This is a genomic window from Nocardioides sp. Kera G14 (assembly GCF_020715565.1).
Lineage (GTDB): Bacteria > Actinomycetota > Actinomycetes > Propionibacteriales > Nocardioidaceae > Nocardioides.
This window is the reverse complement of record NZ_CP085839.1, coordinates 611912-632324: the sequence shown is the minus strand read 5'-3', so window position 1 is coordinate 632324 and position 20413 is coordinate 611912. Positions and strand designations below refer to the sequence as shown.

The following is a 20413-nucleotide window of genomic DNA, read 5'->3' as shown; positions in this document are numbered from 1 at the left end:
GTCGGACCCCGGCCTCAGAACGCCGGCTTGGGGTTGAACTCGGACTTCGCGAGCTTGATGTCGCCCACGCTCCACTTGTCGAAGATCTTGTCGTAGTCGCCGGTCTCGATGAGCTCGTTGACGGCGTCAACGAGGATCGGGGCCAACGGACTGCCCTTGGCGACGACGAAGCCGACGTCGGTGAGGCTGAGCTCGCCGAGGTACTTCAGGTTCGACTGGTGGTCGACGAGATACTTCAGGCTCAGGGTCGGGCCGAAGTAGAGGTCGGCCTTGCCGTTCTGCAGGCTGAGCAGGATGGTCGCGCCGTCCTTGTAGTAGGAGACCTTGTAGGGCTCCTTGCCCGCTGCGGCGCACGTGGACGCGTTGGACTCGAGGATCTGCTGGAAGCTCGAGCCGGGGCTGGTGGCGATGGACTTCCCGCAGACGTCGGTGATGTCGGAGACCTTCGTGAGGTCCGAGCTCGCCGGAGCGACGAAGGACTGGCCGTCCTTGAGGTAGGTCGCGTAGTCGACGACCTTGAGCCGCTCCGAGGTGACGGCGAAGTTGCCCTCACCCACGTTGTACTTGCCGTTCTGCGTGCCCGGCACGATCGTCTCGAAGCTGCCGAACTGCACGTCGAGCTTCACGCCGAGGAGTTTCGCGACGGCGTCGCGGATGTCGACGTCGAGGCCGATCTGCTTGCCGGCGTCGTCGGTGCCGCCGTGTGGGAGGAAGGAGGTGCCGGTCGCCTCGGTCGTGCCGAGGGACAGCGTGCCCGAGGACTTGATCTCGGCGGGCAGGCGGTCGTGCAGGGCCTTGTCGGTCTGGATCGAGGAGACGACGTCCTGGGTCGGGATCGCGTCCTGCTTGGTGGTCGTCGTACCTCCGACCTCCTTGTCCGCGGCGGAGAGCGCGTCGGTGCTGTTGCCGCATCCGCTGAGGGCGAGGGTGGCGGCGAGGGCCAGCCCGAGGAGCGGCGCGACCGGCGTGGTGATCTTCACGGTGTTCCTTTCGATTCCATGGATGACCGGGTCACAGGACCGCGGACAGGAACGCGCGAGCGCGCTCGTTCTGGGGGGCCGCGAGGACCGCGGCCGGCGGTCCTGACTCGACGATGCGGCCGCCGTCGAGGAAGACGACCTGGTCGGCTACCTCCCGGGCGAAGCCGATCTCGTGGGTGACGACGATCATCGTGAGGCCGTCGCGGGCGAGGTCCTTGATGACCGCGAGCACCTCGCCGACCATCTCGGGATCCAACGCGCTGGTCGGCTCGTCGAAGAGGATGAGGTCCGGCGACACCGCGACCGCACGGGCGATCGCCACGCGCTGCTGCTGTCCGCCCGACAGCTGACGCGGGTAGGCGCCCTCACGGCCGGCGAGGCCGACCCGCGCGAGCAGCTCGCTCCCCCGGGCCTCCGCCTCCTTGCGCCGTACGCCGGCAGCCAGCTGTCCCTCGACGATGTTCTCCAACGCGGTGCGGTGCGGGAAGAGGTTGAACTGCTGGAAGACCATGCCGATCCGGGCGCGCTGCCGGGTGATCTCACGCTCGGGCAGCTCGCGCAGGTGCCGACCGTCGCGCCGGAAGCCGATCAGCTTCCCGCCGACCTCGATGAAGCCGTGGTCCGGGCGCTCGAGGTGGTTGATGCAGCGCAGCAGCGTGGACTTGCCCGAGCCCGACGGACCCAGCAGGACGGTGACCGAGCCGCGCGCCACGTCCAGGTCGATGCCCTCCAGGACGCGATGCACCCCGAAGTGCTTGCCCAGGTTGCGGATGCGGACCAGTGGTGGCGGCTTACTCATGCAAGGCCCCCGAGCTCGGTGCGGCCGAGGGGCGAGAGCCGCCGCCAGGTCGAGCGCCAGAGGCCGGAGCCGGCGTCGCCGCCCTTGCCGCGGGCGAAGTGGCGCTCGATGTAGTACTGCCCGATCGACAGGACGGTGGTGATGACGATGTACCAGATCGTCGCGACGATCAGGAGCGGGATGATCAGGTAGTTCTGGTTGTAGATCAGCTGGACGGAGTAGAGCAGGTCCTGCACCGCGATGACGCTGACGATCGAGGTCGCCTTGGCGATGCCGATGATCATGTTGCCGCTCGCCGGGATGATCGCCGGCATGGCCTGCGGGAAGACGATCCGCCAGAAGATCCGCCGGCGACCGAGGCCCAGGGACTTCGCCGCCTCGGTCTGGCCGTGGTCGACCGAGATCAGGCCGCCGCGGATGATCTCGGCGGAGAAGGCGGCGATGTCGAAGGTCAGTCCGACGAAGGCGGCGGTGAGCCCGGTGAAGAGGTGCGCGGTGTCGACGCTCGCGAAGGTCTTCACCCCGGGGATGCTGAGCGAGAGCGTCGGGTAGAGCGACGCGAGCTGGAACCAGAAGAGCAGCTGGACCAGCGGCGGGACGGAGCGGAAGAGCCAGACGTAGCCGAAGCTCACGGTGGCCAGGACCGGGTTCCCGACAGCCGCATGGCGGCCAGCCCGACGCCGAGGATGTAGCCGACGACCACGGTGGCGGCCGTCAGCCACAACGTCAGCCACAGCCCGTCGAGGATCGAGGGGCGGAGCAGGAAGTGGCCGACGACGTCCCACTGGAAACGTGGGTTGGTCACGACCGACCAGAGCGCCCCGCCCACGAGGAGCAGGACCACGGCGGCGGAGATCCACTGGCCGGGGCGGCGCCTGCTGACCAGACGCGCGGCGATGAGGTCGTCATCACCCGGGCTGACGTGCAGGGCTGTCGGCTCGCCTGTCGTGGTCGACATGCGTCCTCCTTCCGAGATTGTCCAGTAATCCTATGGACTTCATCCGGAACCTGACGTGCATGTCCGCATCGCGAGACCGAACCGGTCGGGCGCCGAAATGCCGGATGCCGGCCCCGAGGGGCCGGCATCCGGTTCGTTCTGTCGAGCAGGTCGATCAGTGGCCGTGGCCGTGACCGTGCCCACCGGCGGGGGCGGGCTCCTCCTCCTCGGGCTTGTCCACCACGAGGGTCTCGGTGGTGAGCAGCAGGCCGGCGATCGAGACGGCGTTGATCAGCGCGGAGCGCGTGACCTTGACCGGGTCGATGACGCCCTGGGCGATGAGGTCGCCGTACTCGCCGGTCGCGGCGTTGTAGCCGAAGCCGGCGGTGTCGGAACCCTCGGCGACCTTGCTCGTCACGACGTAGCCGTTCTCGCCACCGTTCTCGGCGATCCAGCGCAGCGGCTCGACGGCGGCCTTCTTGACGATGCGGACGCCGATGGCCTCCTCACCGGTCAGGCCGAGGTCGTCGTCGAGGACGGAGACGGCCTGGATGAGCGCGGAGCCACCACCCTGGACGATGCCCTCCTCGATCGCGGCGCGAGTCGCGGAGACGGCGTCCTCGATGCGGTGCTTCTTCTCCTTGAGCTCCACCTCGGTGTGCGCACCGACCTTGATCACGCAGACACCACCGGCGAGCTTCGCGAGGCGCTCCTGGAGCTTCTCGCGGTCCCAGTCGGAGTCGGTGTTGGCGATCTCGCCCTGGATCTGGGCGACACGGCCGTTGACCGCGGCGGCGTCACCGGCACCGTCGACGATCGTCGTGTTGTCCTTCGACACGACGATGCGGCGGGCAGAGCCGAGGACCTCGAGGCCGACCTGGTCGAGCTTGAGGCCGACCTCGGGGGCGACGACCTGGGCGCCGGTGAGGATCGCGATGTCCTCGAGGATCGCCTTGCGGCGGTCACCGAACGCCGGAGCCTTGACCGCCACCGCGTTGAACGTGCCCTTGATCTTGTTGACCACGAGCGTGGAGAGCGCCTCGCCCTCGACGTCCTCGGCGATGATGAAGAGCGGCTTGCCGGCCTGGATGACCTTCTCCAGCAGCGGCAGGAGCTCCTGGATCGAGGAGACCTTGCCCTGGACGAGCAGGATGTACGGGTCGTCGAGGACGGCCTCCATCCGCTCGGGGTCGGAGACGAAGTACGCCGAGATGTAGCCCTTGTCGAACTGCATGCCCTCGGTGAACTCGAGCTCCGTCGTCGGGGTCGAGGACTCCTCGACCGTGATGACGCCGTCCTTGCCGACCTTGTCGAACGCCTCGGCGAGGAGCTCGCCGATGTGCTCGTCGCGCGACGAGATCGTGGCGACCGACGCCATCTCGGACTTCTCGTTGACCGGCTTGGCGGCCTTGAGCAGCGCCTCGGAGACCGCCTCGGCGGCCTTGTCCATGCCGCGCTTGAGGCCCATCGGGTTGGTGCCGGCCGCGACAGCGCGGAGGCCCTCGTGGACCAGCGCCTGCGCCAGGACGGTCGCGGTCGTCGTACCGTCGCCGGCGACGTCGTTGGTCTTGGTCGCGACCTCCTTGGTGAGCTGCGCACCGAGGTTCTCGAACGGGTCGTCGAGCTCGACCTCACGGGCGACGGTCACACCGTCGTTCGTGATGGTCGGGGCGCCCCACTTCTTGTCGAGGACGACGTAGCGGCCCTTCGGGCCGAGCGTCACCTTGACGGCGTTGGCGAGGGCGTCGACGCCGCGCTCGAGAGAGCGGCGGGCGCTCTCGTCGAACTCGAGGATCTTCGGCATCAGCCGATCACCGCGAGGATGTCGCGGGCGGAGAGGATGAGGTACTCCTCGCCGGAGTACTTGACCTCGGTGCCGCCGTACTTGCTGTAGATGACCTTGTCACCGACCGCGACGTCGAGCGGGACGCGGTTGCCGTTGTCGTCGATGCGACCGGGGCCGACAGCGAGGACCTCGCCCTCCTGCGGCTTCTCCTTGGCGGTGTCGGGGATCACGAGACCCGACGCAGTGGTCTGCTCAGCCTCGACCTGCTTGATGATGATGCGGTCCTCGAGAGGCTTGATGTTGATCGACATGAGTCGACTCCTTCGTGCGCGTGTTTCACGTCCGGGATTGGCACACTCATGGCGAGAGTGCCAATCCGACGTTAGCACTCGGTCAAGAGGAGTGCTAGGCGAGGGAGCGAGGTCAAGCGCCGAGCTTGCTCGAGCGCTTGCGCCGAGCGACTGAGCCACCGCCGCGCAGCGGCGGTCGCAGGGTCTCCGCCGGTAGGTTCGGTCCGTGGATCTGGATGCCTTCGGCTGGCTGCTGACTCCTTCTGGGCAGGCGCTGCTGGACCGGGCTTCGTCGCTGTCGGGGATGGATCCGCTGCAGGCGCAGACGCTCCTGCGCAAGGACTGTGAGCCGGCGTACGTCGCCGCGGCGATGTCGCAGGTGGAGCTGCGCTCCCGTGGTCGCGCCAAGTTCGGGGCTCTCGCGGACTCGATGTACTTCACGTCCGACGGACTCGAACAGGCGACGCGGCTCTCGGTCGCGACGCACCGCGCGGCGCGACTGCAGGCCTTCGGCGCCGCGTCGGTCATCGACCTGGGCTGCGGCATCGGCGGTGACCTGATCGCCCTGTCGCACGCCGGCACCACGGCGGCCGGTGTCGACTTGGATCCCGAACGCGTGGCGGTGGCCTCCGCCAACCTCACCGCGCTCGGGCTCGGTGGTGCCGTCCAGCAGGCGGACGCCACCACGGTCGACCACTCCCCCTTCGACGTCGCCTTCGCCGACCCGGCGCGGCGTCGGAACAACGCAGCGCGCGGGCGCGAACTCGCCACGGAAGGCTGGACGCCGCCATGGGACTGGGTGTCGACGCTCTTCAACCGCGACGCGTGCGTGAAGGTCGCGCCCGGGATCGACCACTCCCTGATCCCTGCCGGGGTCGAGGGCGAGTGGGTCTCCGACCACGGTGACGTGAAGGAGGCCGCGCTCTGGTCCGGACGTCTCGCCACCGTACGCCGACGGGCGACCGTGATCGGTGACGGCGGCCTGGCGACGATCACCGAGGAGGACTCGCCGATCGACCCCGAGGACGTGGAGGGGCGGGCTGACGCCGTACGACCTCTGGGGGACTTCCTCTATGAGCCCGACGGGGCGGTGATCCGGGCCGGTCTGGTGACGGCGGTGGCGGCCGGCGTGGACGGCGGGCTGCTCGACGAGCACATCGCCTACGTCACCTCCGACGCCTCGTTCCACACGCCGTTCGCGACGGGTTACCAGGTGCTGGAGGAGCTGCCGTATCGCGAGCGTGCACTGAAGGCGGCCCTGCGTGAGCGTGGGATCGGGCGACTGACGATCAAGAAGCGCGGCGTCTCGATCGTGCCGGAGGCGCTGCGGCGCTCCCTCTCGCTCACCGGTCCCAACGAGGGCACGATCGTGATGACGCGGATCGCCGGCGAAGGTCGCTGCCTGTTGGTGAAGCCCTTCTCAGGGATGACCCTGATTTCGTCCTGAGTCGTGCCCGGCCATGCCGAATGTCACGGCTTGTGGTCGGTGGGGCCCGGTAGTTTCAGGGTCATGTTCGCTGCACTTGGCCGTCTGGCCAGCCGTCGCCCCTGGTACATCATCGCTGCCTGGGTGGTGCTCACCGTTCTCGTCACGGCCTTCCACCCGTCCATCAAGGCCACGACCGACCAGGCCGACTTCCTGCCCGACAAGTACGACTCGATCCGCGCCTACTCGCTGATCGCCGACGCCTTCGGCGACGAGGCCAACGCCTCGGGCGGTGCGACGATCCTCTTCGACCACGAGGACGGCAGCGCGCTGAGCGCCGCCGACCTCGCCAAGGTCCAGCAGATCGCCGCGGGCCTCAAGCCCGGCTCTGCGTTCGGCGCGGCGGAGAAGAACGGGAGCGGCGCCACGCCGCTCGTCCAGCTTCCCGGTGACGGGAAGCAGCGTGCGGGCCTGGTCACCCTGGATCTCGCGCCGGGTGTGACGGGCCAGGACCAGTCCGACATGGATCAGGTCAAGACGCTGCGCAGCGACCTCGACGACGCGACCGAGGGCACCGGACTGCGGGCACAGGTCGGCGGCACGCTGGCGCAGAACTACGACCAGTCGCAGTCCGGCGGCAATGCCGAGAAGCTCGTCGTCCTGGCGACCGTCCTGCTCCTCATCATCCTGCTCGGCGTGATCTTCCGCAGTGTGCTGGTCACCCTGCTCCCGCTGATCACCGTGATCTTCTTCCTCGCACCACTCTCGGCGGGGCTCGACAACTACGCCGCCAAGCTGTTCGGGCTGCAGAAGGACGACTCCACCGCCGTCATCATCGACATCGTCCTCTTCGGCATCGGCACCGACTACATCCTGTTCTTCCTCTTCCGCTACCGCGAGCGGATGCGGAGCCACCGGGTCGCGGCGACCGACCGCGCGGCACGCGTGGCCGAGCACCGGTCCGCCGTCGAGTACGCCGTCACCCGTGCCGGCGAGGCGACCGCGTCCGCCGGTGGCGCCGTCTTCATCGCGTTCATGACCCTCGCGCTCTCGACCCTCGGCATGTTCAAGTCGATGGGGCCGAACCTCGCGATCGCGGTGGCCGTCACCGTGCTCGCGGCCCTGACGCTCGTCCCTGCCCTCACCAGCGTCTTCGGTCGAGCGCTGTTCTGGCCGTCGAAGAAGTGGCGAAACGAGCCCAAGGAGGCCGGCTTCGGCCGTGTCGGTGATGCCCTCGGCAAGCACCCGGCCCGTTTCGCGCTGGTCAGCGGCGGCGTCCTCGTCGTCCTGGCCGTCTTCGCTCTGGGGTTCAACCCGACCTTCGACCTCACCAGCGCCAACGCGTCGCAGAGCACCGAGTCCGCGAAGGTCGACACGCTCAAGGTCGACCGGGGCTTCTCGGCGGGCGCCGGGACGCCGACCATCCTCGTGCTGCACTCGAAGGACGACAAGCCGCTGACTCCTGCGGAGATCACGTCGTTCTACGGCGCCATCTCGAAGATCAAGGGCATCTCCCTCGGCGGCGCCGCAGCGGCGACCGGCGGCGATGCGGCAGCTGCCCTCAGCCAGATCCCGTCGACGCCCACGCTGCCGGTCACCGTGAACCTCGACAACGACCCCGCCTCCGATGCCGCGCTGGCGTTCGTCAAGGACACGCTGCGACCGGAGGTCGACGCCGCCGCCCCGGAGGGCACGGAGGCGCTGGTCACCGGCATCACCGCCGTGTTCGTCGACTTCAAGTCCGCGATGAACCGGGACTACCTCGTGGTCTTCCCGGTCGCCGCTGCCATCACCATCCTGATCCTGATGCTGGTGCTGCGCTCGCTGGTGGCGCCCTGGTACCTGATGGTCTCGGTCGCCCTCGGCTTCGCTGCGACCCTCGGTGCCGCGACGCTCACCTTCCAGGACATCGGCGGTCAGAGCGGGTTGATCTTCATGCTGCCGCTGCTCGTCTACCTCTTCGTCGTCGCCCTCGGCACGGACTACAACATCCTCATGGTGACCCGCCTGCGGGAGGAGGCGCAGGAGGGGAAGGGGCCTCGGGAGGCCGCCGCCTGGGCCGTGCGTCACGCCGGCCCGACCGTCGCCGCGGCCGGCCTCATCCTCGCCGGGACGTTCGCCTCGCTGATGTTCGGTGGCAACTCGTTCCTGGTGACGCTGGGTTTCGCGATCTCGTTCGGCATCGCGCTGGCCGCCTTCGTGATGGCTCTCTTCTTCACCCCTGCGATCACGGCTCTCGTCGGGCACGCCGCGTGGTGGCCCGGCCATGGCGATGAGGCAGCGCCTGAGAGGGACCACGCCACTCACTGACGCGGCACCAGCTCAGACGGGGACCGGATGCAACCATCCGGTCCCCGTCCGCGTCTAGGGTGTGTGAACGTTTCGACCACCGCAGGAGTGCGAAGAGTGGGGCAGACACGCGATGCCGCCTTCACCGACTTCCTGCACGCCCGCCAGCCCGCCCTGCTGCGGATCGCCTGGCTGCTGACCGGCGACCTGACTGAGGCCGAGGACATCCTGCAGACCTCGCTCGCGAAGCTCTACCTGGCCTGGGACCGGGTCGACGACCCGCACGCCTTCCTCCGCCGGGTGTTGACCAACGAGACCACCTCGCTGTGGCGGCGGGCGTGGCGGCGGCGCGAGGTCTCCGCGTCCGAACTGCCCGACGGCACGATCTCGTCACCCCTGTACGACGACACGCAGCGCCTCGTCTGGGAGCTCGTCGAGGGGCTTGCTCCCCGGGCCCGCGCGGTGGTGGTGCTCCGCTACTACGAAGGGCTCTCCGAGTCCGAGATCGCCGACACCCTCGGGATCGCCGTCGGGACCGTGAAGTCCCAAGCGTCCCGTGCGCTCGCGTCCTTGCGCGCGCGCGTTCCCGCTGACCTGTTGGAGGAGCTGTCATGAGCGCCGAGAAGCTGCTGCAGGAGACGCTCGCGCTGCGCGGTTCGTCCTTGAACGAGGCACCGCTGTCCCTGTCCGACGTGCAGTCCCGTGCTCGATCCATCCGGCGGCGGCGTACGGCCTGTGCGGGGGTCGGCGCGCTGGCCGTCGTCGCGGCTGTCGCGGCCGTGGCGGTGCCGGTGACGCTGTCGGGGACGTCGACGAAGTCGGTCGCCCCTGCCACGACCGGCCCTTCACCCACAGCCAAGGCGACGCTGAACATGCAGGAAGAGGCGACGATCCCGTACGTCGAGTCCGGCACGCTGCACATGCCCGACGGGTTCTCGTACACGTCGAAGGGGTCTCCGATCACCGGCGTCGTACTCGTCGGCGGGCATCCGGTCGTGACGACGACGAAGGATGGCCAGAACACCGTCGCAACGACGATCGGAGACCTCTCCTCTCCGGCCACCGCTCCAGCGGTCGCTTCGGCCGACGGAAAGGTCGCAGCGTGGGTCGACCCCGACAACGACGCCGTCATGATGTCGACGGCCTCAGCGACCGCCCCGCTCCGGTTCGGAACTGTGAAGTCGGGAACCACTGATGACCGGGCTCAGGTCGTGGCGGTCACCGGCGAGGACTGCCCCCGGGTGTGCACGGTCTTCGTCAACGTCACCGGAACGGCGTCCGGCGGCGACACAGTGAGCCTCGTCGGCACTCTCGCCTCGGTTGCGGGAAGCGACTCGCCTCCGAGGTGGACCCCTCTCGTGCCGGGTGACGCCCACCTCGAGTCCGTCGACGACGTGACGGGCACCGTCGCCGCGGGAACCCTGTCCGTGGATGAGTTCCCTGCGTCCGATGCCGATCCGCTGTGCGTGGCCGACGGGATCGTCCGCTGGTCGGGCGTCGTCGACCTCCAGGCCGGCTCGGAGCTGTGGCGGACATGCTCGGCGCGCAACCTCGACGTCTCCCCGTCCGGCGCCTACGCGGTGGGCACGCCCGTGGAGAGCGACGGTCTCGGACCCCGACGACTGCTGCTCTTCGACGGCCAAGGCAGCGACCTCGGTGGCCTCGGCGACGACGGCTCGACGATCATGGACAGCGCGTGGGAGGACGACACGCACCTGCTCCTCGCGATGCTTTACGACGACGGCGTGACCTGGAAGCTGATGCGCTACGACGTGGTCTCCCAGGAGATGGTCCCGTTGCGGGTGCTGACCGGGAAGCCGGAGGACTACAAGACGCTCGTCCTCCCCTGAGCTCCCGTGGCCCTCGCCGGGCTGGGCGGTGCTCACGCCGGCGGGCGGCGTGCCCTAGGAGGACTACGTCATCGGTTGCGACCGTGACCCACTGCGGAGGCTGGGAGCCACCGCCGATCGTGGGTGATCCGGGCCGACTGACGCATCGGTGACAACCGTGACCGACTGCAGGCCGAGTGGGTCACGGTTGAGACCGATGACGTAGTCGGGTCAGCGGAGGCGAGCCTGCCCGACGGCCCGCCGCCGAGCCACCCGCCAGCCGGCTGACGCGCGAGCGCAGCTGACCCCTGCCACTGGTTGGCGTGGAGGGCCTGCCGAACGCCGCTGGTTGAGGCGCGAGCGAAGCGAGCCTCGAAGCCAAGGCCTCAGACGAGCACGGACTCGATCGGCTGGCTGGAGTCGGCGGGTAGGTCGAGCGGCGACGGCGTCCGGCCGCGGGCGACCATCTCGGATCCGAGGGCGGCGACCATGGCGCCGTTGTCGGTGCAGAGGCCGGGGCGGGGGACGCGTACGCGGACGCCGAGCTTGGCGGCGCGCTCCTCGGCAACGACCCGAAGGCGCGAATTGGCCGCGACCCCACCGCCGATGACGAGGTCCTCGACGCCTTGGCTCTGGCAGGCGTCGAGCGCCTTGCGGACGAGGATGTCGACGACCGCCTCCTGGAAGGACGCCGCCACATCGGGGATGTTGATCTCGGCACCGGCGCGCTGCTGGGCCTCGACCCAACGTGCGACCGCGGTCTTCAGGCCGGAGAAGGAGAAGTCGAAGCGGTGTCGCTCGAGGTCCTTCCGGGTCGACAGGCCGCGGGGGAAGTCGATGGCGATGGACGACCCGGAGGTCGCCGTACGGTCGATGATCGGGCCACCGGGGAAGCCCAGTCCCAACAGGCGTGCCACCTTGTCGAAGGCCTCGCCGGCAGCGTCGTCGATCGTGGCGCCCATCGGCTCGACCCCGGTCGTGAGGTCGGTGACCTTGAGCAGGGACGAGTGCCCGCCGGAGACGAGCATGGCGATCGACGGCTCGGGCAACGCCCCGTGCTCGAGCTGGTCGACCGCGACGTGCGCGGCGAGGTGGTTGACGCCGTAGATCGGCTTGTCGAGGGCCAGTGCCAGCGACTTGGCGGCCGCGACGCCGACGAGGAGGGCGCCGGCCAGGCCGGGTCCGGACGTCACGGCGATCGCGTCGACGTCACGCAGTGCGATGCCGGCGGTCGAGCAGGCCCGCTGGATCGTCGGGACCATCGCCTCGAGGTGAGCGCGCGAGGCGACCTCCGGCACCACTCCTCCGAAGCGCGCGTGCTGCTCGACCGAGCTGGCGATCGCGTCGGCCAGCAGCGTGTGCCCGCGCACGATCCCGACGCCCGTCTCGTCGCACGACGTCTCGATCCCGAGGACCAATGGCTCACTCATCGATCTCGCCCTCCACGCTGATCTCCAGTCCCACGGTTGCTGGCGGCAGCTCCAGGCGCTTCTCGAGCACGATCCCGGTCGAGCCGTCACGGTAGTAACCGAGGCGGCGGTCGATCTCGACATAGCCCTGCGCCCGGTAGAGCGCGAGGGCGGCCTGGTTCGTCTCCCGCACCTCCAACAGCAGCCGCTCGGCACCTTTCGACTGGCTGAACCCCTCGGCAGCGTTCAGCAGCAGCCGCCCGAAGCCGCGTCGCCGGTACGCCGGCAGGACCGCGATCCGCTGGAGCTCGGCGTCCTCGAAGAGGATGGAGATGATCGCGTGGCCAGCGAGGTCGTCTGAGACCTCGAGGGCCAGGAGGCGGACGGTGGGCATCTGCCCGTCCACGACGGCCTCCAGATAGGCAGGTGTCCAAGCATCGTCAGGGAACGACTCGAGCTCCGAGGCGGCGATCGCCTCGACGTCGGCCGGCTCGGCCGACCTGATCTCGAACCAGCTCTCGCCATTCAGGAGCGAACTGCTCACGGGAGTCACTTCTCCGCGTCCGGACGGCGGAGGTAGAGCGGCTCGGGCGGGGCCACCTCGAAACGCCCCTCGACCAACCCGCGCGCCAGCCAGCCGGCCGAGGGGCGCTGCGGGCCGACGGCCTCGGGGAAGGCCTCCGGATACAGCGCAGCTCCCTCGCCGACCGTCACGACGTGGCTGTGCAGTGTGGCCGGGTGGTCGACGACCGGGCCGGTGAAGCGGTCGGCGGAGGGGCCGTAGGTGGCGAAGTAGACCTCCTTGCGGCGGGCGTCCGTGGCGACCTGGAAGGGCCCGTTCACCGCGCCGGTGGACACCGCCTCGAGCGCGAGGACGTCGAGCGAGCAGACACCGTCGACGGGGATGTCGAGCGCGAAGCCCAACGTGCGGGCGGTGACGAGCCCGACCCGCAGGCCGGTGAAAGGCCCGGGCCCGACGCCGACACCGACACGGGCCAGCTCAGCAGGCGTCACCCCAGCGGCAGCGAGAACCGCGGAGATCAACGGAGCGAGCTGCTCCCCGTGCTTCATCGCCCGGTCACTGGCCTCCTCGGCCACGACTGAGGTGCCGTCGTGGAGCGCGACGCTCACCTGCGGCGTGGCGGTGTCGAAGGCGAGCAGCATCAGTCGATCACCGCCGTGATCGTGGCCCAGTCGACGTCGTGCCAACGGGGGCCGATCGGCGTGATCTCGACGCGACGCGGGTCCTCACCCTCCCTCGCGTCGACGAGCGCGTCGGCCGCGAGGGCGCGGGTGAGGGCGATCTCGAGCCGGGACTCGGCGAGCCCCTCGGCCAGGCCGGCGCCCCACTCGACCACCGTCACCGCGTCCTCGAGATCGGTGTCGAGGTCGAGGTCGTCGAGCTCCGCGATGGAGCCCAACCGGTAGGCGTCGACGTGCACGAGCTCCGGCCCGGAGCCCAACGGAGGATGGATCCTGGCGATGACGAAGGTCGGCGACGTGATCGGCCCACGCACGTCCAGTCCCTCGGCGAGCCCTTGGGTGAAGGTCGTCTTACCCGCGCCGAGCTCGCCGGAGAGCACGAGCAGGTCACCGGCGGCAAGGACGGCACCGAGGCGCGACCCCAGGTGCTGCATGGCCTCCGGCGTCGACACCGTGGCCACATGCGTGTGGAGAGGGCGGCGCATCTCGACGTACGGCGACGTCCGGGCGATCTCCCGGAAGCCCTGCCGCTCCCAGAACAGGATGTTGCGGGGCAGCTCCTCGCGCGCGATGACGGCGAGGTCACGGAAGCGGTCGCCAGCAGCGGCGGCGACACGGTCGACCATCGCGCGGGCGATGCCGTGGCCCTGCTCCCCGGGCATCACGGCGAAGCGACGGATGAAGACCGTCTGGTCCACGGGGTCGAGGATGAGCGTGCCGACGGGCTGTCCGTCGCGACGCGCGATCAGCCCGCCCAGGGCGGAGAGCTTGGCGGCGATCGACTCGACCGTCTCCGAGAGCGCGTCGGCGGGCGGGTCCATCGGCGGCCGTTGGCTGAAGGCTGCCTGCACGATGGCGAGAACGTCGGCCGCTGACTCCGGGCCGACCCGCTCGGTGGTGAGGCCGGTGAGGGTCTCGGTCATCGGTGCGCGCGACCCCGTGCCGACGACAGCAGCTGGTCGAGGGCGGCGTTGACCTGGCCGTGGCGCTCGAGGATGACCATGTGGCCGGCGCCCTGGCACTCGACGAGCGTCGAGCCGGGGATGCGCGAGTGCAGCTTGCGGCTGTGCCCGATGGAGGTGAGCCTGTCGACGGTGCCGCAGATGACCGTCGTCGGCACGCCGGAGAGGTTGGCGACGTAGTCGAACTTGTCGAGCTCGCGGAAGCCGGGGAAGAACTCCGCGACGACCTGGAACGGTGTCGCCGAGAGCATGTCGTCGACGAACTCGACGTAGGAGGCCGGCACCTCGTCGCCGAAGGCGAACGTGTCGGTGGCGACCGTGGCGATCCCGCGGCCGAGGCGGCGTACGCCGTCGACCATCCGGTGACCGCGCGCGAGAGTCCTGATCGCGCCACCGGTGAAGCTCGAGCTGAGCCGCGACGGCACCATCGGGAAGAAGAGACGTGACGGGTCGAGCCCGCCGGCGGTCGTGGAGATCAGGGCGGCACCGGTGACCTTCGTGCCGATCAGCTCGGGGAGCTGCTCGGCCAGCGCCACGATCGTCATGCCACCCATCGAATGGCCCACGACCACGACCGGACCGTCCGGGACGACGGCATCGATCACCGACTTGAGGTCGCGGCCGAGCTGGTCGATCGTCCCCTCCTTGATCTCGCCGCGGCCGCTGCGGCCGTGGGAGCGCTGGTCGTAGAAGACCGTGCGGACCAGACCGCGGTAGGCCGCGCGCTGGAAGTGCCAGCAGTCCAGATTGAGGGCGTAGCCGTGGACGAAGACGATCGTCAGATCCGAGTCGGCCTCGTCGACCTCGACGTGGAGCGGCACCCCGTCGTCGGCGACGACGGTCCGGGCCGGCGAATGCAGCGAACCGAAGGGAGCTGCCTCGCCGGCACGGCGCGAGATGGTGCGCCGGCGCTGGGCGACGCGGACGGCCCCGCCGGCCGCGGCCAGGCCGGCGGCGGCGCCCACGGCGCCGGCGATGCGTGCGGTCACGCCCATCAGTTCTCCCCCGTGCCAGTGCCGCTGTCGGTGTTGCTGTCCACGTAACGCCGAGTCAGTCTGCCACCCAGCCGGGTGACGATCTCGTAGTGGATCGTCCCTGAGGCGTCCGCCCAGTCCTGCGCCGTCGGCTCCCCCTGCGTCCCCGGGCCCAGGAGCAGCACCGGCTCGCCCGGTTTCAGATCCCGGCATTCCACACCCAGCTCGACCACAAACTGGTCCATGCACACACTCCCCCTCATCGGCCTCCGGGCACCGGCGACAAGGACTTCGGCACTGCCTGCGCTGGCCCGCGGGATTCCCTCGGCGTAGCCGGCAGGGACGAGGCCCACGACCGTCGCATGCGGAGCGACCCACCGGCCGCCGTACGACACCGCGGCTCCTGCCTCGAGCTCCTTCACCATCGCCAGCTCCGCCTGCAGCGAGAGCGCGGGGCGGAGGTCGAGGCCGTGGTCGACACCGGGTGCGGGGTCGAGGCCGTACGTCGCGATGCCGCATCGGACGAGGTCGAACCGCGCACTGGGCCGGGTGACGGCGGCCGCGGAGTTGGCGAGGTGACGCACCTCGGGCTGGAGGCCGACCTCGGCGAGCAGGTCGAGCGCCTCGCGGAAGACCTTCTCCTGGGCGTCGTTGCTGGGGTTGTCGGGCTCCTCGCTCGTGGCGAAGTGGCTGAAGATGCCGGTGAAGCGCCACATGCCGGCGTCGTGACCGGCCTTGACGCGGGTGAAGAGGGCGTGCCAGTCGGCGGGCATCGCGCCGCCGCGGGAGAGACCGGTGTCGACCTTCAGGTGGAGGCGCGGCGTCGTGCCGGTGCGCTCTGCCGCTGCCTGGATCCGCTCGAGTGTCGGGATGTCGTAGGCGCTGACGTCGACGTCACGCGCGAGCACCTCGTCGAAGCTGTCGCTCGGGGTCGAGAGCCAGCAGAGCAGGCGACCCTCATCACCGGCATCGCGCAGAGCGACTGCCTCGGGGAGGGTCGCGACGCCGAGCCAGGAGGCGCCGGCCTCGCGGGCCGCGCGGGCGACCTCGACCATGCCGTGCCCGTAGCCGTCGGCCTTGACCACCGCCATGACCGACGTCTCCGTGTGGGCCAGGAGGGTGCGGACGTTGTGCCGGATCGCGCCGAGGTCGACGACGATCTCTGCGCTGGTCATGAGAGCAATTCTCCCACCACGCCCGGAATCGCCTCCGCGACCCTCGTGGCGGTGAGAGGTCCGCCGCTGCTGGCGCTCGTGGCCGCGGCGCCGTGGAGCCATGCCCCCACGCCCGCGGCATCGAAGGGTGTGAGGCCGCTCGCGAGCAGGCTTCCGACGAGTCCGGCGAGGACGTCGCCGGCTCCTGCCGTGGCGAGCCAGGGTGTGCCGGTCGTGTTGATCCGGACCCGTCCGTCGGGTCGGGCGACGATCGTGCGCCTGCCCTTGAGCAGCACCACGGCGTCGTACGCCGCCGCCGCCTGCCGGGCGAAGTGGAGCGGTCGGGCCTCGATCTCTGCGCGCTCCGCCCCCAGCATCTGTGCCAGCTCGCCCGCATGCGGCGTCAGCACGAACCCGTGCTTTCCTCCCGCCGAATCCGGGCTTTCCTGCCTCTGAGTCGGGGGTTTCCTGACATGCGGCAGGGCGTCGGCGTCGACGACAGTCGGTACGCCGTCGGCGACCGCGGCCTTCAAATGGGCTGCGGCCTCGTCGCCTCCACCAGGTCCGACGACCCAAGCCTGCACCCGGCCGGCACCGACGACCTCGGGGTGGTGCTCTTTGACCGTCTCGGCGGCGGAGCCGACGTAGCGGACCATGCCGGCCAGCCCGGTGTCGGCGCCGGCAACCGCGAGGAGCGCCGCACCGGGATAGGTCTCGGAACCGGCGCGGACTCCGACGACGCCCCGGGTGTACTTCTGGGCGTTGTCGCTCGGGGCGCGGAGGAGCTTCACGACGTCAACGGCCTGGAGGGCTTCGACCTCTGCACTGGGGAGGGTGAGGCCGAGGTCGACCAGCTCGACGACTCCGCAGTTCGCCGCGGCCGGGTCGGCGAGGTGTGCGACCTTGTGCGTCCCGAACGTCACGGTGAGATCTGCTCGGATCGCCATCCCCGAGAGCTCCCCGGTGTCGACGCCCACCCCGCTCGGCACGTCGACCGCGACGATCGGGATCGACGGGTTGATCGGGATGACCGCCTCGGCCACATGGGCCGGCAGGCCCGCCCGCCCACCGATCCCCACGATCCCGTCGATGACGACATCCACCGATCCCGCCCGCAGCGGACGTGGCTCGGCGACGCGCCCACCCGCTGCGCGCAGGGCCGTCAAGCCCGCACGGTGTGCGCCAGAGCCGAGCAACCACGCCTCGACGGAGGCGCCTCGTCGGGCGAGCACCGCGCCGGCGTACAAGGCATCGCCACCGTTGTCCCCGGACCCGACCAGCAGCACGACCCGGCGACCGTAGACACCGCCGACGAAGTCCATGACAGCGGAGGCCAGCCCGTGCGCCGCCCGCTGCATCAGCCCGCCCGTTACGAAGTCCGGATGCGCAGCCTCAGCAGCCCGGACCTGCTCCACGGTGTGCGCGAATCTCACAGCACCACGCTATCTGCGTCGTCCGGCGCGCGCGGTGGCAAGGCGGAGGAGCGAAGGCGGCCTGAGAGCGAAGCGGGCCGTCGAGCGACGACAACGCAGCCAACGCGCCGCCGGTCGACGCAGATCAGGTGTTCTGGGGGAAGCCGAGATTGATCCCCCCGTGGCTCGGGTCGAGCCAGCGCTGGGTGATGGCCTTCTCGCGGGTGAAGAAGTCGATGCCGTGGGTGCCGTAGGCCTTGGTGTCGCCGAAGAGCGAGGACTTCCAGCCACCGAAGGAGTGGTAGGCGACCGGGACGGGGATGGGGACGTTGATGCCGACCATGCCGACCTCCACCTCGCGCTGGAAGCGGCGGGCGGCGCCGCCGTCGTTGGTGAAGATCGCGGTGCCGTTGCCGAAGGCGCCGGAGTTGATCAGCTCGAGGCCCTCCTCGTAGCCGGACACGCGGACGACCGACAGCACCGGGCCGAAGATCTCCTCGGTGTAGACCTTCGAGGTCGTCGGCACGCGGTCGATCAACGTGGGGTTGAGCCAGAAGCCACCCTCGTCACCGTCGACCGAGCCGCCGCGGCCGTCCACCAGCACGTCGGCCCCGTCGACGATCGCGAGGTCGATGTAGGAGGCGACCTTGTCGCGGTGCTGCTGGCTGATCAGCGGGCCCATGTCGCAACCGCGGCGGCCGTCACCCACGGTGAGAGCAGCCATGCGGGCCTTGATCTTCTCGATCAGCGGGTCCGCGACCGCGTCGACCGCGACGATGACCGAGATCGCCATGCAGCGCTCACCGGCGGAGCCGAAGCCGGCGTTGATCGCCGAGTCGGCGACGAGGTCGAGGTCGGCGTCGGGCAGGACGAGCATGTGGTTCTTGGCGCCGCCGAGGGCCTGCACGCGCTTGCCGTGCTTGGTGCCGGTCTCGTAGACGTACTGCGCGATCGGCGTGGAGCCGACGAAGGAGATCGAGGCGACATCCGGGTTCACGAGGAGTGCGTCGACGGCCTCCTTGTCACCGTGGATGACGTTGTAGACACCCGCCGGCAGGCCGGCCTCCTCCCAGAGGCCGGCGATCCAGTTGGAGGCCGACGGGTCCTTCTCCGACGGCTTCACGACGACCGTGTTGCCGGTCGCGATGGCGAGGGGGAAGAACCACATCGGGACCATCGCCGGGAAGTTGAAGGGGCTGATGATGCCCACGACCCCGAGCGGCTGGCGGACCGAGTAGACGTCGACACCGGTGGAGACCTGGTCTGACATCGCGCCCTTCTGCAGGTGCGCGATGCCGCAGGCGAACTCCACGACCTCGAGGCCGCGGGCGATCTCGCCGGCCGCGTCCGAGAGGACCTTGCCGTGCTCGGAGGTGAGGATCTGCGCGAGCTCGTCCTTGCGGGCGTTGAGCAGCTCACGGAACGCGAAGAGCACCTGCGTGCGCTTGGTGACCGAAGCCTGCGACCAGTCCGCGAAGGCCTTCTTGGCGGTCTCGACGGCCGCGTCCACGTCAGCGGCCGTGGCGAAGCGGACCTGCTTCGTCACCTGGCCGAGCGCGGGGTCGTACACGTCGCCCGTCCGGGTGCCGGTGCCGGGGATGAACTGGCCGCCCACGTAGTGGTCGACGGTGGGGAGGGACATGGGATTCCTTATGGAGATGCGGATCAGAGGGTCGAGAGGACGTCGTCGATGATCGCGAGGCCCTCGTGGGCCTCCTCGTCGGTGACGACGCAGGGCGGGACGACGTGGATGCGGTTGTCCTGGATGAAGGGCAGCAGGCCACGCTCGAGGAGCTTCCCCTTGAGCCCAGCCATGTCGGCGGCGGGCAGAGGCGCGCGGGTCGAGCGGTCGGCCACGAGCTCGATGGCGTGGAAGACGCCGGTGCCGCGGACCTCCCCCACGACGTCGTACGTCGCCGCCATCTTCTCCAGCGCCGGCGCGATGACGTCGGAGCCGATCCGCTTGGCGTTTGCGACGATGCCCTCGGTCGCCATGGCGTCGAGCGCCGCGATGATCGAGGCCATCGCCAGCGGGTGCCCGGAATAGGTGAGCCCACCCGGGAAGACCCGCTCGTCGAAGAACTCCGAGATCGGGGCCGAGATCATCACGCCGCCGACCGGCACGTAGCCGGAGTTCACACCCTTGGCGAAGGTGATCAGGTCGGGCGTGTAGCCGAAGGCGTCCAGCGCCAGCCACTCGCCCGTGCGACCGAAGCCCGCCATGACCTCGTCGGTGATCAGGATGATCCCGAACTCGTCACAGAGCGCGCGGACGCCCGCGAGGTAGCCCGGCGGCGGCATCAGGATGCCGGCGGTGCCGGGGATCGACTCGATGAGGAGCGCGGCGATCGTGGCCGGGCCCTCAGACTCGATCACGCGGCGCAGGTGCTGCAGCGCGCGGGCCGACTCCTCCTCCGGCGTGGTGGCCCAGAACTCCGACCGGTAGAGGTACGGGCCGAAGAAGTGCACGTGGTCACGGGCGAACTCGTTGCCCGCCGGGCGACGCCAGTCACCCGTCGCGACGATCGCGGAGCCGGTGTTGCCGTGGTACGAGCGGTAGGTCGAGAGCACCTTGTTGCGGCCGGTGAACTGGCGAGCCATCCGGATGGCGTTCTCGTTGGCGTCCGCGCCGCCGTTGGTGAAGAAGACCTTCGCGAACCCGGACGGTGCACGCGAGAGGATCTTCTGCGCGGCGAGACCGCGCTGGTGGTTGGCCGTCGCCGGAGCGACGGTGGCCAACGCGGCCGCCTGCTCCTGGATGGCGGCGACCACCGCAGGGTGGCCGAAGCCGATGTTGACGTTGACCAGCTGGGAGGAGAAGTCGAGGAGCTTGCGCCCCTCGTCGTCCCAGACGTGAGAGCCCTGGCCGCCCGACACCACCAAGGGCTTGAGAGCCCCCTGCGCGGACCAGGAGTGGAAGACGTAGGCAGGGTCGAGGGCCAGGGTCTCAGCGTTGGTCATGC

At 69.8% G+C, this 20413-nt stretch carries 19 protein-coding genes; 4 read left to right on the top strand and 15 right to left on the bottom strand.

All coding sequences use genetic code 11. The features are described 5' to 3' along the window. Window positions 1-14: 14 nt before the first annotated feature. The 6 genes from LH076_RS03215 to groES form a co-directional block, all read right to left on the bottom strand. The gene (locus tag LH076_RS03215) at window positions 15-980 is read right to left on the bottom strand and encodes a transporter substrate-binding domain-containing protein (protein ID WP_227782560.1); all 966 of its coding nucleotides are present in this window, start codon (window positions 978-980) and stop codon (window positions 15-17) included. Between the two features lie 31 nt (window positions 981-1011). Then, a complete protein-coding gene (locus LH076_RS03210) occupies window positions 1012-1779 on the bottom strand; it encodes an amino acid ABC transporter ATP-binding protein (protein ID WP_227782559.1) in 768 nt (255 codons plus the stop codon). Continuing rightward, window positions 1776-2411: an amino acid ABC transporter permease gene (locus tag LH076_RS03205; protein WP_265333835.1), complete on the bottom strand. Its 636-nt coding sequence runs from the start codon at window positions 2409-2411 to the stop codon at window positions 1776-1778. Before LH076_RS03205 ends, LH076_RS03210 begins: the two co-directional genes overlap by 4 nt. Beyond that, window positions 2408-2737 carry a hypothetical protein gene (locus LH076_RS03200; RefSeq protein WP_227782557.1) on the bottom strand — a complete coding sequence of 110 codons (330 nt, stop codon included), beginning with the start codon at window positions 2735-2737 and terminating at the stop codon, window positions 2408-2410. The genes LH076_RS03205 and LH076_RS03200 overlap by 4 nt, the downstream gene beginning before the upstream one ends. A gap of 154 nt (window positions 2738-2891) precedes the next feature. Continuing rightward, on the bottom strand, window positions 2892-4520 hold the full coding sequence (gene groL / locus LH076_RS03195) for a chaperonin GroEL (RefSeq protein ID WP_227782556.1): 1629 nt from the start codon (window positions 4518-4520) through the stop codon (window positions 2892-2894). Beyond that, window positions 4520-4813 carry a co-chaperone GroES gene (groES, locus tag LH076_RS03190; protein ID WP_227782555.1) on the bottom strand — a complete coding sequence of 98 codons (294 nt, stop codon included), beginning with the start codon at window positions 4811-4813 and terminating at the stop codon, window positions 4520-4522. Before groES ends, groL begins: the two co-directional genes overlap by 1 nt. 205 nt (window positions 4814-5018) lie before the next feature. Between groES and LH076_RS03185 the strand changes: the two genes are divergently transcribed. From LH076_RS03185 to LH076_RS03170, 4 genes are all read left to right on the top strand, one after another. Next, window positions 5019-6239, top strand: coding sequence for a class I SAM-dependent methyltransferase (locus LH076_RS03185; RefSeq protein WP_227782554.1), 1221 nt, complete (start codon window positions 5019-5021; stop codon window positions 6237-6239). 63 nt (window positions 6240-6302) lie between these two features. Then, entirely contained in the window at window positions 6303-8528 is a 2226-nt protein-coding gene (locus LH076_RS03180; RefSeq protein WP_227782553.1) for an MMPL family transporter, read from the top strand. A 96-nt stretch (window positions 8529-8624) separates the two neighbouring features. After that, window positions 8625-9122 (top strand): SigE family RNA polymerase sigma factor, encoded by a 498-nt coding sequence (locus LH076_RS03175; RefSeq protein ID WP_227782552.1) that lies wholly within the window; start codon window positions 8625-8627, stop codon window positions 9120-9122. Next, a complete protein-coding gene (locus LH076_RS03170) occupies window positions 9119-10357 on the top strand; it encodes a hypothetical protein (protein ID WP_227782551.1) in 1239 nt (412 codons plus the stop codon). The genes LH076_RS03175 and LH076_RS03170 overlap by 4 nt, the downstream gene beginning before the upstream one ends. 365 nt (window positions 10358-10722) lie before the next feature. Here LH076_RS03170 and tsaD read toward each other — a convergent pair whose 3' ends face one another. The 9 genes from tsaD to LH076_RS03125 form a co-directional block, all read right to left on the bottom strand. Then, window positions 10723-11766, bottom strand: coding sequence for a tRNA (adenosine(37)-N6)-threonylcarbamoyltransferase complex transferase subunit TsaD (tsaD, locus tag LH076_RS03165; protein ID WP_227782550.1), 1044 nt, complete (start codon window positions 11764-11766; stop codon window positions 10723-10725). After that, a complete protein-coding gene (gene rimI, locus LH076_RS03160; RefSeq protein ID WP_227782549.1) occupies window positions 11759-12289 on the bottom strand; it encodes a ribosomal protein S18-alanine N-acetyltransferase in 531 nt (176 codons plus the stop codon). The genes tsaD and rimI overlap by 8 nt, the downstream gene beginning before the upstream one ends. A gap of 5 nt (window positions 12290-12294) precedes the next feature. Then, window positions 12295-12909: a tRNA (adenosine(37)-N6)-threonylcarbamoyltransferase complex dimerization subunit type 1 TsaB gene (tsaB, locus tag LH076_RS03155; protein ID WP_227782548.1), complete on the bottom strand. Its 615-nt coding sequence runs from the start codon at window positions 12907-12909 to the stop codon at window positions 12295-12297. After that, window positions 12909-13871: a tRNA (adenosine(37)-N6)-threonylcarbamoyltransferase complex ATPase subunit type 1 TsaE gene (gene tsaE, locus LH076_RS03150; protein WP_227782547.1), complete on the bottom strand. Its 963-nt coding sequence runs from the start codon at window positions 13869-13871 to the stop codon at window positions 12909-12911. Before tsaE ends, tsaB begins: the two co-directional genes overlap by 1 nt. After that, complete coding sequence (locus LH076_RS03145) at window positions 13868-14905, bottom strand: alpha/beta fold hydrolase (RefSeq protein ID WP_227782546.1); 1038 nt, start codon at window positions 14903-14905, stop codon at window positions 13868-13870. Before LH076_RS03145 ends, tsaE begins: the two co-directional genes overlap by 4 nt. Beyond that, window positions 14905-16059, bottom strand: a complete 1155-nt coding sequence (gene alr, locus LH076_RS03140) for an alanine racemase (RefSeq protein WP_227782545.1) — start codon at window positions 16057-16059, stop codon at window positions 14905-14907. The genes LH076_RS03145 and alr overlap by 1 nt, the downstream gene beginning before the upstream one ends. Beyond that, window positions 16056-17471, bottom strand: a complete 1416-nt coding sequence (locus LH076_RS03135; RefSeq protein ID WP_227782544.1) for an NAD(P)H-hydrate dehydratase — start codon at window positions 17469-17471, stop codon at window positions 16056-16058. Before LH076_RS03135 ends, alr begins: the two co-directional genes overlap by 4 nt. A 124-nt stretch (window positions 17472-17595) precedes the next feature. Next, complete coding sequence (locus LH076_RS03130; RefSeq protein WP_227782543.1) at window positions 17596-19092, bottom strand: CoA-acylating methylmalonate-semialdehyde dehydrogenase; 1497 nt, start codon at window positions 19090-19092, stop codon at window positions 17596-17598. A 23-nt stretch (window positions 19093-19115) separates the two neighbouring features. Next, window positions 19116-20411, bottom strand: a complete 1296-nt coding sequence (locus LH076_RS03125) for an aspartate aminotransferase family protein (protein ID WP_227782542.1) — start codon at window positions 20409-20411, stop codon at window positions 19116-19118. Window positions 20412-20413: the final 2 nt, after the last annotated feature.